Raw genomic sequence first — 16,394 nt, 5'->3', positions numbered from 1 at the left:
CCAAAAGCGGCAGGATGCCGGAGGAATTAAAGAGGTTTTTGATTGACGGGCAACTCCCTCGGAACACTAACCGCCCGTCATGCTCATGAAACGCACCACCTGAACCTGCTCATCGGTGCGGAAGTGGTGCTTCTCCGGCTTGAGCTGCAACGCGTTCACCAGAGCATTGCGCAGCCTCTCGCTGTCACCGGGATAACGGCGCATCAGGCTTTTAAGGTCAAGCGCACCCTCATGCCCCAGGCAGAGCACCAGCTTGCCCTCCGCGGTCACACGTACGCGGTTGCAGCTGCCACAGAAGTTATTGCTGTGCGGCGAAATGAAGCCGACCTGGGTGTCGGTTCCCGCGACCTGCCAATAGCGTGAAGGTCCGCCGGTGGTGTGGCTGCTGCGCACCAGCTGATGGCCTGCTTCTATACGCTCGCGCACCTCTTCGCTGGAGCAAAAGGTAATTTCACGCTCGTGACTGGAAACGTTGCCCAGCGGCATTTCTTCGATGAAGCTGATGTCCAGCCCTCGCTCGACGGCGAAATTCACCAAATCCAGCACCTCGTCATCATTCCGGCCTTTCTGGATCACGCTGTTTAGCTTGATCCGACTGAAACCGGCATCGATTGCCGCATCGATGCCTTGGACGACCTGATGGAGCATGTCGCGGCGCGTCAGTTCGGCGAACCGTTCACGCTTGAGTGAATCCAGGCTGATGTTCAGCCGATTCACGCCAGCATCATGCAAAGCAGCTGCCAGTACCGGCAGCTGTGAGCCGTTGGTGGTAATGGCCAGGTCTTCCAGTTCGCTACGTGCGCCTAATCGCGCCAACAGCCCGGTGAGGCCCTTGCGCACCAGCGGCTCGCCGCCGGTTACGCGGATACGTTTAACGCCGAGACTGATGAAGGCATCGGCTACCGCATAAAGCTCTTCGAGGGTAAGGATCTGCGCGCGGGGAGCGAAGACCATGTCTTCGCTCATGCAATAAGTGCAGCGGAAATCACAGCGATCGGTTACCGACAACCTCAGGTAGGTGATGCGCCGGCCGAACGGGTCGACCAACTGGGAATCGGGCATTGCACTCTCCAACTGCTGGCTGCGCCTGTATTCAGACTATGCGCTAAGCGCCAATCAGGCAAAGCGACGTTACCAACGGTGAGCAGCCGGCACCATAGCGCGACATGCAGCGAGGCGATCGCAGTGTTTTAATGGGCCGCTTCAACAGCGATCTGCCACTCATGTGAGAGACCACGGCGAATGGATAACGACTCCTTGAAAGCGATGGACTGGCGAGAGCGGCTATACGTCATCATTTTTTTCACCAATACACCGGCCGGCAAGCGCTTCGACACCTGGCTTTTGGTGATCATCATGACCAGCCTGGTGGTGGTGATGCTCGACAGCATCGCCTCGTTCAATGAGCGGCATGGCCAGTTGCTGACCAATCTAGAGTGGGCCTTCACGGCAATATTTGCCCTGGAATACGTAGTGCGGATTTACACGCACCCCGAACCACGCAAGTACATTTTCAGCTTTTACGGTGCCATCGATTTACTGTCGGTGCTGCCCGCTTTCATTGCCCTGATGCTGCCTGACGCGCAGTACTTGCTGGTGGTGCGCATCGTCCGCATGCTGCGAATATTTCGCGTACTCAAGCTCACTCCGTACCTGAGCCAAGCCAACTTCCTGCTAGTAGCACTGCAGGGCAGTCGGCAGAAAATCATCGTTTTCTTGCTTAGCGTTACCACACTGATCATCGTCTACGGCACGCTGATGTACGTAATCGAAGGGCCTAGCAACGGCTTTACCAGCATTCCAATGAGCATCTACTGGGCGGTGGTCACCCTGACCACCGTCGGGTTCGGCGACATGGTCCCGCATACGCCTCTAGGCAAAGCATTGGCGACGGTGGTGATGATCACCGGTTACTCGATCATCGCGGTGCCGACCGGCATCTTCACCGCGGAATTGGCTAACGCCATGCGCCAGGACAGTTTGCGGCACAGCTGTCCGACCTGCGACAAGCTTACCCACGAACCCAATGCGGCCTTCTGCAGCCGCTGCGGCAGTCAATTGTTCGAGCGTCGAGAGCAAAGCTAGCACCCTCCTCATGCGCCGACGCCAGATACTCGCCGGCCTCGGCACCTCCGTCGCCCTCGGCACCTCCGTCGCCCTCGGCGCTTCGTCCGCGCTATGACGAACTGCCCGGGAGCAGGACTGTCACATCCTCAGATTCGCATCAGGCAGGATGGAGACCGGCATGCCTTTGCTCAAACTGCTGCACTTTGCCGCCCTACTCTGCTGGTGCGGCTCGCTGCTCTATCTGCCGGCAATGATCGCGGCTGGCACCAAGCGTAGCGATCAGCTGTTCTACCGAGACCATGCCCACCTTACCCGCATGGTTTTCACCCTCATCAGCACCCCTGCGGCGCTCATCGCAATCGGCTCCGGAACGGCGCTTTTCCTGCGCGACGGCACGCTGGCCGGCTGGCTGATCGTGAAGCTGACGGTGGTAACGGCCATGGCGCTTTGCCATGCACTGTGTGGCGTTCTGGTGTTGCGCATCGAACGTGAGCCGGACCGAGGCGTCACATACCAGTGCATGGGGCTGGGTGTGCTGGTCCCCGTTCTGATCGCCCTGACCCTCTGGCTGGTGCTCGCCAAGCCCTTCTGAATCAAGGAACGACCGCCCCGCATGACTGACCGTACGGCTCGATTCGACTATTTTTCCCGTCCTCGCCCGGCCCACGGGCGAGCATGGATCACCGCCTCTTCCAATCGGCTCAGCGCTCAGTCACGGACCGTCACCCTCGATATCCACACCAACAGCATGCTCGTAGACCAGCCGTCCGCCGAGGAAGGCTGCGAGCGAGATCAACACGGCAGTCAGCAGCGAAAGATACAGCCCCCACATGACATCGCCGTCTCCACGATCCATGCCCTGGTAGCGCAACAGCCAGTTCAGCGAAGCCAGCGAGAGCATCATCACTGCAAGGATCGCGTGGCACCAGGCAGTGATTTTTCGGCGAATCTGTTGCACCGAGACCAGGTCGATCACGCCGGCGATACTGGCTATCCAGCCGCCGATCGCGCCTACGCCAGAGAGCCAGAGGCCGGCGCGCCACCAGAATTCGTCCAGCGTCCACAAATAGGCAAGGTCCGCCGGCACCAGGGCTATCAGCGCGGCGACCGGAAAATGGATCATCATCGGATGCAGCGGATGGCCGGCAATCGCGGCGTTACTACTAATGGACTCGCGTTCTGTGGCCATCCGGCCCTCCCAGGCACTGAATTGAAACCGGCCGCCCAACGAGGCGGCAACCCTTTCAAATGGACCACACTGGCGCTGGCAGTTCCTTTACTCGTTGGCTGCGATGGCCCGCAGTCGGCACTTTCGCCGGCTGGGCCGATGGCGCGAGATGTAGCGAACGTCTGGTGGGCGATGTTCGGCTTTTCCGTACTGGTGCTGGTGGTAGTGAGCGCGCTGTGGATCTACGCCATGCTGCGACGCCCGCAGACCCACACAGCAGAAGAAGCCAAACGCATCAACCGGCGCTGGATTATCGGCGGCGGCATCATCCTGCCCACCGTTAGCATCATCGCGCTGCTGGCGTTCGGCATTCCTACCGGACGCGGCATGCTGCCGTTACCGGTCGAAGGCGAGCAACCATTGCGCATCCAGGTCATCGGCCATCAATGGTGGTGGGAGGTGCGCTACCCGGAAAGCGGCGTGGTAACGGCCAACCAGTTCATTCTGCCGGTCGACCGACCGGTAGACGTCGAAGTCACCAGCGCCGACGTGATTCACTCGTTCTGGGTGCCGCGTCTGGGCGGCAAGCTGGACATGGTTCCCGGCCGGACGAACACCCTGCGCCTACAGGCATCGCAGACCGGCGTGTTCCGCGGGCAGTGCTCGGAATTCTGCGGCAGCCAGCACGCCCATATGATTCTGCACGTGGAGGCTTTGGAATCCGAGGCGTTTGCGGGCTGGATCGAAAGCCGTACAGACCTCCAACACCAACCACCGACAGGCCCCGCAGGCCAGATTTTCAATGAGCGCTGCAGCCAATGCCACCGCGTGAGTGGCGTCAGTGAGGGCAACCGCGCCCCAGACCTGAGCGATCTCGCGACCCGCCCCACATTGGGTGCAGGTGTGATCGCCAACGACAGTGAAGGCCTGCGGCGCTGGCTGAGCGATCACCAGAGCCTCAAACACGGCAACGCGATGCCCCGCCACGACGACATTCCCGAAGAAACCCTCGGCCAGCTTGCCGACTGGCTGGAGACGCTCGCTCCATGACCCCGACTCATAACACTGGCGCCCCCGCCACCGACCCTGACCAGCTGCACGACCAGTTCAACGAGGTGTGGGGCAACCCGCGCGGCTGGCGCGCGCTGACCATCGTCAACCACACCAGCATCGGCCTTCGATTCCTGGTGACCGGCGCCTTCTTCTTCCTCGTCGGCGGTCTGCTGGCGATGCTGATCCGCACGCAGCTCGCCCTGCCCGGCTACGAGCTGATGGAGCCGGACGTCTACAACCAGGTCTTCACCATGCATGGCACGGTGATGATGTTCCTCTTCGCCGTGCCGATGATGGAAGGGCTGGCGGTCTACCTGATCCCGAAGATGATCGGCGCCCGCGACCTGGTATTCCCGCGACTGTCCGCGCTGGGCTATTACTGCTACCTGTTCGGCGGGCTGATCCTGCTGTCGAGCATCTTCCTCGACATCGCGCCGAAGGCCGGCTGGTTCATGTACACGCCGCTGTCCAGTTCAGCGCATACGCCGGGGATGAACTCGGATTTCTGGCTGCTCGGCATCACCTTCGTGGAGATTTCCGCGGTGTCGGCGGGGGTCGAGCTGGTGGTGTCGATCCTGCGCACCCGTACCAACGGCATGGCGCTGCACAAGATGCCGCTGTACGCCTGGTACATCCTGGTGATGGCCATGATGATCGTGGTCGGCTTCCCGCCATTGATTCTCGGCTCCATTCTGCTGGAGCTGGAGCGCGCGGCCGGCATGCCATTCTTCGATGTCGCCCGGGGCGGCGACCCGGTGCTCTGGCAGCACCTGTTCTGGCTGTTCGGCCACCCCGAGGTGTACATCATCTTCCTGCCGGGCGCGGGAATCGTCTCGACGCTGATCCCGGTGTTCTGCCAGCGTCCGCTGGTGGGCTACCGCTGGGTCGTGCTCGGCGTACTGACCACAGGCTTCATCAGTTTCGGGCTGTGGGTACACCACATGTTCACGGTCGGCATACCACAGCTAGCCACGGCGTTCTTCTCGGCGGCCAGCATGTTGGTTGCAATTCCCACCGGGGTGCAGATCTTCGCCTGGCTGGCGACGCTTTGGCTGGGCAAGCCGGTGTACAAGGTGCCGATGCTCTGGCTGGTGGGCTTTCTCATCGTCTTCGTCGCCGGCGGCCTGACCGGTGTGATGCTGGCACTCGTGCCGTTCGATTGGCAGGTACACGACACCCACTTCGTGGTCGCACACATGCACTACGTGCTGGTGGGCGGCATGGTCTTTCCACTGATGGCCGGCTTGTATTACTGGTTGCCGCACTTCTCAGGACGCATGCCATCGGAAAAGCTCGGGCGCTGGGGCTTCTGGCTGTTCTTCATCGGGTTCAACGTGACCTTCCTGATCATGCACTGGACCGGCCTGATCGGCATGCCGCGCAGGGTCTACACCTATGACACGGGCCTGGGCTGGGACATGCCCAACCTGGTTTCCTCCATCGGCAGCTTCATCATGGCGGTGGGTGTCGCCACCATTCTGCTGGACATCATCCTGCACTTCCGCTTCGGCGTCCGCGCACCGAAAAATCCCTGGAACGCCGATACACTCGAGTGGGCCACCAGTCTGCCGCCCAGCGCCTACAACTTCGTCAGCCTGCCTGATGTGACGGACCGTCATCCGCTGTGGAAAGACCCGGACCTGCCCGACAGCATCGCCCGCGGCGAACATGCGTTGACGGTAATCGACCATGGCCGACGGGAGACCTGGGGCAGTGATCCGCTGACAGGCAAGGTGCGCGAGATCATCCACCTCCCAGGCAATAGCTGGCTGCCGTTCATCGCCTCGGTGTTCCTCGCTGCGCTTTGCCTGAGCCTGCTGAACAAGGCCTATATCATCGCGATCATCGCGACCGTCGCCACATTGATCGTGCTGCTGCGCTGGTCCTGGGAAAACGGCGCTCATCCGGCCGCCGCACCGGACGCTCATACACAGCCTGGAGAGCCACCGCTGCACTCACGTACCTTTGACGGCCCGGGCCTGTGGGGTATGGGCGTAACACTGCTGGCCAACGGTGCGCTGTATCTGTCGCTGCTATTCGGCTGGTTCTATCTGTGGACCGTTTCGCCGCAATGGAAAGTGCCGGACAGCGGCCTGAACGGTTGGCTGATGCTGGCCAGCGCGCTGCTGCTCAGTGCCGGCACGCTCTGGCTGCACCGTTTGATCAAACACCTGCGGGCAGGCACGCACAGTGGGCTGATGCAGCAGCTCGCGCTGTTGGGGTGCATCGCGCTGACGCAGTCGGCCATGTTGCTTTGGCTGATGTTGACGGCAGGGCTGGCCCCGACCGAAACGGCCCACGATGCGGTGATCTTCGTGATGCTGGCGTACAACCTGATCCACTGCACGCTGGCAGCAGTGCTCACCGGCCTGCAGGCATGGCGGGTGAGCCTTGGTTACGTGGGTGACAAAGCACCATACGAGCCCGTCGTGGTGGAGCAACTCTGGTACTACAACCTTGGGGTGCTCTGGATCAGCTATGCGGCGATTGTGCTGTTTCCAGCAACTTGGGGAGGCGCCTGATGGCATACGCTCGCACTTCACCCTTCCACCCGGTACAGATCCCGATCGGGCTGATCATCTGGAGCCTGTGGTTCGTGGCGATGTATGGTGGCCAGGCGGTGATCTGCAAGCACAGCGCGCCGGATCCTGCTCAAGGCGTGTGGAACTGGCTGAACGGCAGCCTAGGCGTGCTCACGCTGCTGACGCTGGCACTTTTGTTCTGGCTGGCGCGTTACTTCTGGCGCCTGTCGCGACCGCCGCATGAGTTGAACGAACGACAGTTGTTCGTCACCAAGCTCACTGCGGGCATTCACTTCATCGCGGCGCTGGCGACGCTGTTTGTTGGTATCCCGCTATTGCAGATTCCGCCATGCCTGTAAGCCCGCTGCAGATCCGCTTCTCACCGACCTTGGCGCTGGCGGCAATTCTCACTCCCGCACCGGCTCATGCCCATGGTTTGTTCGACGCCCACATTCTCGAGCGCGCGCCTTTGCTGCTCACTGCGATTCTGGTCGCAGCTGCCTGGCTGCTGTATGTACTAGGCGCCCGCAAGGTACCGCCACGGCGCAGCGAAGCCCTCTGCTTTCACAGTGCCATGCTGTTGGTCGTGCTAGCCGTCTTCGGCCCCATCGACGACTGGGCGGAAAACAGCACCAGCTGGCACATGACCCAGCACATGCTGTTCATCATTGTGATCGCTCCGTTATGGGCGCTGGCTCGCCCGCTGCCGCAATGGCGTGGGATCACCGGGCGTTTCGCCCAACCGGTGTGGACCGGCATCCTGCGTGCAGGACGCTATCCGACCCTGCTGGCATTGCTGCACGGAGCGATCATCTGGATCTGGCACACACCGAAACTCTACGTGCTGGCGCTGGACAACCTCTGGTGGCATGCCTTCGAGCACGCCTGTTTCCTGTTCACCGGTTGGCTGTTCTGGTGGTCGGCACTACGCGCCAATCCAAAGCAGGTACCGCAGGCGCTGATGGCCGTATTGCTGACGCTGATGCACACCGGTCTGCTGGGCGCCCTGCTCACCTTCGGCACCGTCTCGTTCTACGGCGAAGGTCGCTCGGTGGAGGACCAGCAACTGGCCGGGCTGATAATGTGGGTGCCGGGCGGGCTGATCTACCTGATTGGCGGCGGCTGGATCGCCTGGCGCTGGCTGACCCGCATGTGGCGGCGCCAGCAAACGGGCGACGTGCGAAAGGAGTTGAGCTAAGGCTAACGACCGGATCGCAACTTCCGCCGGTCACCCGCTCTTCTTGCGAATCCAGTAGAGGTAAGTGCCCGCAGTTTCCTGCTGTTCGACCAGGTCGTGGCCAAGGAAAATGCAGAACTTGGGAATATCGCGCTGGGTCGAGGGGTCGGTAGCGATAACCTTGAGCAACGCGCCACCGGCAAGATCACGCACTTTGTTGTGCAGCATCATCACCGGCTCGGGGCAATTCAGGCCGCTGGCATCGAGTACGGCATCGACAGACATTTCAGCTGATTGAGTCATCTTGGGCTCCGGAAAACAGGTCGGCATTGTCGCGCAAGCGCACGGACAGGTCATCCGTTCGGCGTCAGAGGCGTCGCAGATGACAGGTCACCTCCTCCCGATCGTGATACAGCTGCTTGCAGCCAATACTCGCCTTGACGCCACGCGCAGCCAGCCCATCGGCGATGCGCTCAAGCAACCGTTTCACCTCCGCATAACGCTGCTTCATCGGCAGCTTGAGGTTTACCACCGCTTCGCGGCACAGGCCTTCGCCGATCCAGGTTTCCAGCAAAGCCGCATTGCGCGCCGGCTTTTCTACGATATCGCAGACCATCCAGTTCACCGGTTTGCGCGGCCGAAACGTGAAACCATCCGCACGGAAATGCTCCACCAGACCGGAATCCATCAGCTCGGGATTCATCGGGCCGTTGTCCACTGCGCTGACCTTTATGTGCCGGTTGACCAGCTGCCAGGTCCAGCCGCCGGGAGCCGCACCGAGATCGACCCCGGTCATGCCCGCAGCCAATCGCGCATCCCATTGATCGCGCGGGATGAAATGGTGCCAGGCCTCCTCCAGCTTGAGCGTGGAGCGGCTTGGCGCCTGGCGCGGAAATTTCAGCCGCGGTATGCCCATAGGCCACAGCGCGCTGTTATGGGCCTCGGCGATGCCGACGAATACCTCACGGCCGCTCTTGAAGGTCAGTAGCAGTCGCGGGCCTTTGCCCTGCTCATCGAGCCGACCGGCCTTGAGCAGCGCCTTGCGCAGCGGCGCCTCGAATTTGCGGCAAAAGTTGGATAGCTCCTTGCCGTCGTTGGTATCCAGCACTTCCAGCCACAGCCCGCTGCAGACCGGGTAATTCCCCAGGTACTCCAGCAATACGCTGATGCGATCCGTTTCAGGAAGTTGCAGGTATTCACCGCGTGCCCATTGCCGGGGAAAGATAAGCTCAGCAAACCGTAGCTTGCGCATCAAGCGCTCGGCGCCCCCGCTTTCGCTGCATACGAACTCGGCGCAGGCGCTCTCCGGACGCGCCTTGGCGTAGCCGGCGACTTCGAGCACGGCGGCGTGTTCGCTGATTTCCGAGCAGACCTCGCCCTCGAAGCCGGGTCGGCAATGCAGCAGCAATGTGTTCATCTTCGAATCCTGTCAGCGATCGGGCATGCGCCAAAGCCGCGCATCATAGCCGACCGCGGGAACCCTCGCCCGCATGACCCGGTCCAGTGCAGTAGCGAAGCCCTTCCGGCTTCACCGCTCATTCATCAGCCAGCCCTTACCGTGTGGGCACAAGGAGATGAGGAATGCCTTCCCTGGATAGCCTGAATTGCCGTCGCAGCCTCGAAGTTGCCGGCAAGACTTATCACTACTACAGCCTGCCCGATGCGGCAGCTCAATTGGGCGACATCAGCCGCCTGCCAACTTCTCTCAAGGTGCTGCTGGAGAATCTGCTGCGCTGGGAAGACAACCAGACGGTGCGCGCCGACGACCTGAAATCCCTGGTGCGCTGGCTGGACACGCGCAGCTCCACGATGGAGATCCAGTACCGCCCTGCCCGCGTACTGATGCAGGACTTCACCGGCGTCCCGGCAGTCGTCGATCTTGCAGCCATGCGCGACGCCGTGGCCAAGGCCGGCGGCGATCCGCAGAAGATCAACCCGCTGTCGCCGGTGGACCTGGTCATCGACCACTCGGTGATGGTCGACCGTTTCGGCAACGATCAGGCATTCGAGCAGAACGTCGCGATCGAGATGCAGCGCAACGGCGAGCGCTACGAGTTCCTGCGCTGGGGCCAGCAGGCATTCGACAACTTCGCCGTGGTGCCACCGGGCACCGGCATCTGCCACCAGGTGAATCTGGAATACCTCGGCCAGGTGGTCTGGACCCGGGACGAGAACGGCGAAACCTATGCCTACCCGGATACCCTGGTCGGCACCGACTCGCACACCACCATGATCAATGGCCTCGGCGTGCTGGGCTGGGGTGTCGGCGGCATCGAGGCCGAGGCGGCAATGCTCGGCCAGCCGGTGTCGATGCTGATCCCGGAAGTGATCGGCTTCCGCCTGACCGGCAAGCTCAATGAAGGTGTCACCGCCACCGACCTGGTGCTGACCGTCACGCAGATGCTGCGCAAGCACGGAGTGGTCGGAAAGTTCGTCGAGTTCTTCGGCCCCGGCCTGGATCACCTGCCGCTGGCCGACCGCGCCACCATCGGCAACATGGCCCCGGAATACGGCGCCACGTGCGGCTTCTTCCCGGTCGACCAGGTGACCATCGATTACCTGCGCCTGACAGGCCGCAATGACGAGCGCATCGCGCTGGTCGAGGCCTACAGCAAGGCGCAGGGCATGTGGCGCGACACCAACTCGCCCGACCCGGAGTTCACCGCCACTCTGGAACTCGATCTCAGCCAGGTGCGCCCGTCCGTGGCCGGACCGAAACGTCCGCAGGATCGTGTGACCCTTGGCGATATCGGCGCGAACTTCGACCTGCTGCTTGAAACCAGCGGGCGCAAGCAGCAGACCGATACCGAGTTTGCGGTCGCCGGTGAACAGTTCCAGCTCAAGCACGGCGCGGTGGTGATCGCAGCCATCACCTCCTGCACCAATACCTCGAACCCGAACGTGCTGATGGCCGCCGGCCTGGTTGCGAAGAAGGCCATCGAGCGCGGCCTGCAACGCCAACCCTGGGTCAAAACCTCTCTGGCGCCCGGCTCGAAGGTGGTGACCGACTACCTCAAGCGCGCCGGCCTGACCCGCTATCTCGACGAACTCGGCTTCAACCTGGTGGGCTACGGCTGCACCACCTGCATCGGCAACTCCGGGCCGCTGCCGGATGCCATCGGCCAGGCGATCACCGATAACGATCTGATCGTTTCTTCCGTACTGTCTGGCAACCGTAACTTCGAAGGGCGCGTACATCCGTTGGTCAAGGCCAACTGGCTGGCCTCGCCGCCGCTGGTGGTCGCCTTTGCACTGGCCGGCACCACACGCATCGACATGGACCGCGAACCGCTGGGCTATGACGCGCAAAACCAGCCGGTGTACCTGAAGGACATCTGGCCAAGCAGCGCGGAAATCGCCGAAGCGGTGGCGAGCATCGATGGCCAGATGTTCCGCAGCCGTTATGCCGACGTGTTCAGCGGCGACGAGCACTGGCAGAAGATTCCGGTCAGCGCCGGAGATACCTACGCGTGGGACGCTGGCTCCAGCTACGTGCAGAACCCGCCCTACTTCGAGGATATCGGCCAGCCTCCGACCCCACCGGCAGACGTCGAGAACGCTCGCGTGCTGGCCTTGTTCGGCGACTCGATAACCACCGACCACATCTCACCGGCCGGCAATATCAAGGCCAGCTCACCGGCCGGCACCTATCTGCAGTCGCTGGGCGTGGCGCCGGAGGACTTCAACTCCTATGGTTCGCGGCGCGGCAACCACGAGGTGATGATGCGCGGCACCTTCGCCAATATCCGCATCAAGAACGAGATGCTCGGCGGGGAGGAAGGTGGCAACACGCTCTATCAGCCGAGTGGCGAGAAGCTCTCGATCTACGACGCCGCCATGCGCTACCAGGCCGAGGGCGTACCGCTGGTGGTGATCGCCGGCAAGGAATATGGCACCGGCTCCAGTCGTGACTGGGCAGCCAAGGGCACCAACCTGCTGGGGGTGAAAGCGGTGATCGCGGAGAGCTTCGAGCGCATCCATCGCTCCAATCTGATTGGCATGGGCGTGCTGGCCTTGCAGTTCGTCGACGATCAGACGCGTCAGTCACTGGGACTGAACGGCACGGAAAAACTGTCGATTCGCGGACTCGACGCCGATATCAAGCCACGTCAAATGCTGACTGTGGATGTGGAGCGCGCCGATGGCTCGCGTGCCTCGTTTCAGGTGCTGAGCCGCATCGACACACTCAACGAGGTGCAGTACTTCAAGGCCGGCGGCATTCTGCATTACGTGTTGCGTCAACTCATCGCAAGCTGAGAAAACAGAAAGCGCCGGTGCGTGTCCCTTCGCACCGGCGCCTGTTGATCCCTCAACACCTGTTCTCCAGCTGCCCTAAGCGTCCATGCCCTATATCCGGCTCCATCATTTGCATCGCCCATAGCGCGAAGCCCCCGAATACCATTCAAAAATGAATCAACGACGTTGCAAACAGATTAAGCATCGTCCGCCGCTGGTCGTCTGTATCCCGAAGCTGATCCACGAATCAGGTTTTCCTCAAGAACGCCTCGCTGCGGCCGACCCATAAGTCAGCCTGAGACTTAAAAAAACCAGAAGCCAGGCTCGCTACCTTACAAACACCTTTTGCCAGGCGTGATTGTCGATGCGTAATAACCAGCCCGTAACTCAACGTGAATACGCCTTCCCAGACCAGAAACGACTCGTCTCAACCACCGACCTGAAGGGCCAGATTACCTACTGCAACAGCATCTTCGCCGAGGTCAGTGGTTTTGATCGCGAAGAACTGATTCGCGCCCCGCATAACCTTGTTCGTCATCCCGATGTGCCTCCGGCCGTGTTCGAGCACATGTGGTCGACCCTCAAGCAGGGCAAGCCTTGGATGGGTATCGTCAAAAACCGCCGCAAGACTGGCGATCATTACTGGGTCAATGCTTACGTCACCCCCATTCTCGATCAACAACGGCAAGTCACGGGCTACGAGTCCGTGCGGACCAAGCCGACCCGCGAGCAGGTCCAGCGGGCGGAAGCGCTCTATGCGCGCATCAACTCCGGTAAAAGCGGGGTGCCCCGCCGCGACACCTGGCTACCGATCCTGAGCAAGTGGATACCGTTCATTGTCATCAGCCAGATCGGCTTTTTCGTCGGCGCTGGATTCGATCATCCGCTGGCATTCTTTGCGGCAGCGCTGCTGTCCGTGCCGCTGGGCCTGGCGGGGCTACAGTGGCAGCAGAGAGGGCTGAAACGTCTGATGCAGCTGGCACGTGAGACCACCAGTGACCCGCTTATCGCATGCATGTACACCGATAGCCGAGGTGTCGAGGCGCAACTGGAGATGGCGATGCTCAGCCAGCAGGCTCACCTGAAGACCTGTCTGACTCGCTTGCAAGACACCGCTATCCATCTTCAGGGCCAAGCCAAGCAGGCCGACTCCCTGGCACAGAACTGCGCCAATGGTCTTGTGCAGCAGCATCAGGAGACCGAGCAGGTTGCAACAGCCATCAACGAAATGGCTGCCACCACACAGGAGGTGGCAAGCAACGTCGCGCTAGCGGCCGAGGCAACCAGAGAAGCGAGTCGCCTGACTGTTCATGGCCGTGAGGTTACCGCCGAAACACGTATCGCGATCCAGCAGCTTTCCGACTCGGTAGCCAAGACGGGTGAAGCGGTCAATCAACTGGCGAACGACAGCGACGCGATTGGCGGTGTGGTCGACGTGATCAAGAGCATTGCCGACCAGACCAACCTGCTGGCGCTCAACGCAGCCATCGAGGCCGCACGGGCAGGCGAAAGCGGGCGCGGATTCGCTGTGGTGGCAGATGAAGTACGCCAGCTCGCCCAGCGCACGACTTCAGCCACCGGCGAGATTCATCAGCTGATCGAGAGATTGCAGTCTCAGGCGCGTCATGCAGTGCAGACAACCGAAGATGGCCACGTGCATGCCGCCCGTGGCGTCGATCAGGTGGCCCAGGCCGACCAGGCCCTCGCCGGCATCAATGAAGCGATGGGCAATATCATCGACATGACCACACAGATCGCGTCTGCTACGGAGCAGCAAAGCGCGGTCGCTGATGAGATCAGCCACAACGTCAGTACCATTGCCCGCCTCGCCGACCAGACCTCGGGGGATGCCCGCAGCTCGGCATTGCTCAGCGAAGAACTCACTGCGACCGCGGAAGGTCAGTACTCGCTGGTGGAGCGGTTCAACCGCTGAGGGCGATCCACGGCCGTTGTCGTGAGGCGTCGGCCGTGGATAGCAGCTCATTACCTCACCAAACCACGCAGGAAAGCCGCCACTGCATCGGCGGCGCTATTCAGGTGCTGATCATGGGTCAGCCCCGAGCGCTTCAACGGCTCTAGGTCGTGATTTGCCGCCGCGAGCCAGTGCACATTGATCGCTGGTGACAACCTGTACTGCTCAACCGTCTCGCGACTGCCCAGTGCATCGCGCTCGCCTTGTACGACCAGCGTCGGCGTTTGCAGCGCTGCGAGATGGGCAACCCGAGGCTTGTCCTGCTTGCCAGCAGGATGGAACGGATAGCCCAGGCAGACCAGCGCATCCACCCCTGTTTCATCGGCCAAAAGGCTGGCCATGCGGCCGCCCATCGACTTGCCGCCAACGGCCAAAAGCCCTGTGGCCTGCTGTCGCACCAGAGCATGGATTTCGCGCCATTGCGCAAGCAGATGCGCCTGTGGGCTGGGCGGCCGCTTACGGCCTTCCGTACGACGCGCAGCCATGTAGGAGAACTCGAAGCGACACACCGCAATACCACGCCCCGCAAGGCGCTCAGCCATTTCGTTCATGAACGGACTGTCCATTGGCGCACCCGCACCATGGGCCAGGATCAGGCTGGCCCAGGTATCTCCCTGCGGTTGGTTCCAGCTGACGAGATGTCCTTTGTCACTTTGTGTGTATTGATCCGTGTCAATACCGGCAGATTGCCCTTTCCCCATCCTTGCCTCGCTTTCTATTAGAAAGAAAAAAACTGCTCATTACCCGTGGATGGAAGCCCATACATGAACACAGCAACCAGTACCGCCTACAGTTACAAGGTGGTCCGCCAATTCGCCATCATGACGGTGGTGTGGGGAATCGTCGGGATGGGGCTCGGCGTTTTCATCGCAGCACAATTGGCCTGGCCATTTCTGAACTTCGACCTCCCGTGGACCAGTTTCGGTCGACTACGTCCATTGCACACCAACGCGGTGATCTTCGCCTTTGGCGGCTGTGCACTGTTCGCAACGTCCTACTACTCGGTTCAGCGCACCTGCCAGACCACCCTGTTCGCGCCGAAGCTGGCCGCGTTCACCTTCTGGGGTTGGCAGTTGGTCATCCTGCTCGCCGCAATATCCCTGCCGCTGGGTTTCACCAGCTCCAAGGAGTATGCGGAACTGGAGTGGCCGATCGACATCCTGATCACCATCGTCTGGGTGGCCTATGCGGTCGTCTTTTTCGGGACGCTGGCTAAGCGCAAGGTCAAGCACATCTACGTCGGTAACTGGTTCTTCGGTGCCTTCATCCTGACCGTAGCGATCCTGCATGTCGTCAACAACCTGGAAATCCCGGTTACCGCGATGAAGTCCTATTCGCTGTATGCCGGTGCGACCGATGCGATGGTGCAATGGTGGTACGGCCACAACGCCGTGGGCTTCTTCCTCACCGCCGGCTTCCTCGGGATCATGTACTACTTCGTGCCTAAGCAGGCCGAGCGCCCGGTGTATTCGTATCGCCTGTCGATCGTTCACTTCTGGGCACTGATCACCGTCTACATCTGGGCCGGCCCGCACCACCTGCACTACACCGCGCTGCCAGATTGGGCACAGAGCCTGGGCATGGTGATGTCGCTGATTCTGCTGGCTCCGAGCTGGGGCGGCATGATCAACGGCATGATGACGCTGTCGGGTGCCTGGCACAAACTGCGTAGCGACCCGATCCTGCGCTTCCTGGTGGTTTCGCTGGCGTTCTACGGCATGTCGACCTTCGAAGGTCCGATGATGGCGATCAAGACCGTCAACGCCCTGTCCCACTACACCGACTGGACCATCGGCCACGTACACGCTGGCGCCCTCGGCTGGGTTGCAATGGTCTCCATCGGCGCGCTGTATCACCTGGTCCCGAAAGTGTTCGGCCGCGAGCAGATGCACAGTATCGGTCTGATCAACACCCACTTCTGGCTAGCCACCATCGGCACCGTGCTCTACATCGCTTCGATGTGGGTCAACGGTATCGCGCAGGGCCTGATGTGGCGTGCGATCAACGACGACGGCACGCTGACCTACTCCTTCGTCGAATCGCTGGAAGCCAGCCACCCCGGCTTCGTAGTACGGATGATCGGTGGTGCGATCTTCTTCGCCGGCATGCTGGTGATGGCCTACAACACCTGGCGCACCGTGCAGGCTGCCAAGCCCGCCGAGTACGACGCTGCCGCGCAGATCGCCTGAGGAGCCTAGG

14 protein-coding genes and 1 pseudogene are annotated in these 16,394 nt (G+C 61.4%); 10 read left to right on the top strand and 5 right to left on the bottom strand.

Annotated elements, in window-relative coordinates; all coding sequences use genetic code 11:
- Positions 1–66: 66 nt before the first annotated feature.
- Positions 67–1,062 carry a GTP 3',8-cyclase MoaA gene (gene moaA, locus AAEZ08_RS00190; protein ID WP_003285471.1) on the bottom strand — a complete coding sequence of 332 codons (996 nt, stop codon included), beginning with the start codon at positions 1,060–1,062 and terminating at the stop codon, positions 67–69.
- A 180-nt stretch (positions 1,063–1,242) separates the two neighbouring features.
- Here moaA and AAEZ08_RS00185 point away from each other — a divergent pair, with 180 nt between their 5' ends.
- A complete protein-coding gene (locus AAEZ08_RS00185; protein WP_427701812.1) occupies positions 1,243–2,085 on the top strand; it encodes an ion transporter in 843 nt (280 codons plus the stop codon).
- A gap of 160 nt (positions 2,086–2,245) precedes the next feature.
- Positions 2,246–2,659, top strand: coding sequence for a CopD family protein (locus tag AAEZ08_RS00180; protein ID WP_102819778.1), 414 nt, complete (start codon positions 2,246–2,248; stop codon positions 2,657–2,659).
- 120 nt (positions 2,660–2,779) lie between these two features.
- On the opposite strand, the gene AAEZ08_RS00175 is transcribed toward AAEZ08_RS00180, so the two are convergent.
- Positions 2,780–3,256, bottom strand: a complete 477-nt coding sequence (locus AAEZ08_RS00175; RefSeq protein WP_058065945.1) for a DUF2231 domain-containing protein — start codon at positions 3,254–3,256, stop codon at positions 2,780–2,782.
- Positions 3,257–3,394: 138 nt separating this feature from the next.
- Between AAEZ08_RS00175 and coxB the strand changes: the two genes are divergently transcribed.
- From coxB to AAEZ08_RS00155, 4 genes are read left to right on the top strand one after another with little or no spacing between them, the layout of a single operon-like run.
- Positions 3,395–4,285 (top strand): cytochrome c oxidase subunit II, encoded by an 891-nt coding sequence (coxB, locus tag AAEZ08_RS00170; protein ID WP_058065944.1) that lies wholly within the window; start codon positions 3,395–3,397, stop codon positions 4,283–4,285.
- Positions 4,282–6,810 (top strand): cytochrome c oxidase subunit I, encoded by a 2,529-nt coding sequence (gene ctaD / locus AAEZ08_RS00165; protein ID WP_500123496.1) that lies wholly within the window; start codon positions 4,282–4,284, stop codon positions 6,808–6,810. The genes coxB and ctaD overlap by 4 nt, the downstream gene beginning before the upstream one ends.
- Positions 6,810–7,169, top strand: a complete 360-nt coding sequence (locus AAEZ08_RS00160; protein WP_500123495.1) for a hypothetical protein — start codon at positions 6,810–6,812, stop codon at positions 7,167–7,169. The genes ctaD and AAEZ08_RS00160 overlap by 1 nt, the downstream gene beginning before the upstream one ends.
- The gene (locus tag AAEZ08_RS00155; RefSeq protein WP_003285479.1) at positions 7,160–8,008 is read left to right on the top strand and encodes a cytochrome c oxidase assembly protein; all 849 of its coding nucleotides are present in this window, start codon (positions 7,160–7,162) and stop codon (positions 8,006–8,008) included. The genes AAEZ08_RS00160 and AAEZ08_RS00155 overlap by 10 nt, the downstream gene beginning before the upstream one ends.
- 30 nt (positions 8,009–8,038) lie before the next feature.
- Here AAEZ08_RS00155 and tusA read toward each other — a convergent pair whose 3' ends face one another.
- Entirely contained in the window at positions 8,039–8,290 is a 252-nt protein-coding gene (gene tusA / locus AAEZ08_RS00150) for a sulfurtransferase TusA (RefSeq protein WP_272710303.1), read from the bottom strand.
- 64 nt (positions 8,291–8,354) lie between these two features.
- Positions 8,355–9,404 (bottom strand): 23S rRNA (cytidine(2498)-2'-O)-methyltransferase RlmM, encoded by a 1,050-nt coding sequence (gene rlmM, locus AAEZ08_RS00145; protein WP_003285482.1) that lies wholly within the window; start codon positions 9,402–9,404, stop codon positions 8,355–8,357.
- 164 nt (positions 9,405–9,568) lie between these two features.
- Here rlmM and acnA point away from each other — a divergent pair, with 164 nt between their 5' ends.
- The 3 genes and pseudogenes from acnA to AAEZ08_RS00130 all read left to right on the top strand — a co-directional run bounded on the left by acnA (position 9,569) and on the right by AAEZ08_RS00130 (position 14,156).
- Positions 9,569–12,244, top strand: a complete 2,676-nt coding sequence (acnA, locus tag AAEZ08_RS00140; protein WP_500123494.1) for an aconitate hydratase AcnA — start codon at positions 9,569–9,571, stop codon at positions 12,242–12,244.
- A gap of 343 nt (positions 12,245–12,587) precedes the next feature.
- Positions 12,588–12,920, top strand: a pseudogene (locus AAEZ08_RS00135) (PAS domain-containing protein); the annotation flags it as partial.
- Between the two features lie 273 nt (positions 12,921–13,193).
- Positions 13,194–14,156 (top strand): methyl-accepting chemotaxis protein, encoded by a 963-nt coding sequence (locus tag AAEZ08_RS00130; protein WP_500123683.1) that lies wholly within the window; start codon positions 13,194–13,196, stop codon positions 14,154–14,156.
- A gap of 50 nt (positions 14,157–14,206) precedes the next feature.
- Here AAEZ08_RS00130 and AAEZ08_RS00125 read toward each other — a convergent pair whose 3' ends face one another.
- Positions 14,207–14,896 (bottom strand): alpha/beta family hydrolase, encoded by a 690-nt coding sequence (locus AAEZ08_RS00125; RefSeq protein WP_500123493.1) that lies wholly within the window; start codon positions 14,894–14,896, stop codon positions 14,207–14,209.
- Between the two features lie 63 nt (positions 14,897–14,959).
- Between AAEZ08_RS00125 and ccoN the strand changes: the two genes are divergently transcribed.
- Positions 14,960–16,384: a cytochrome-c oxidase, cbb3-type subunit I gene (gene ccoN, locus AAEZ08_RS00120; protein ID WP_003285488.1), complete on the top strand. Its 1,425-nt coding sequence runs from the start codon at positions 14,960–14,962 to the stop codon at positions 16,382–16,384.
- Positions 16,385–16,394: the final 10 nt, after the last annotated feature.

Origin of the sequence: Pseudomonas sp. E45-MNA-CIBAN-0222 (assembly GCF_040310405.1) — a bacterium.
Lineage (GTDB): Bacteria > Pseudomonadota > Gammaproteobacteria > Pseudomonadales > Pseudomonadaceae > Stutzerimonas > Stutzerimonas stutzeri_AC.
This window is presented reverse-complemented; position numbering and strand designations above follow the sequence as displayed.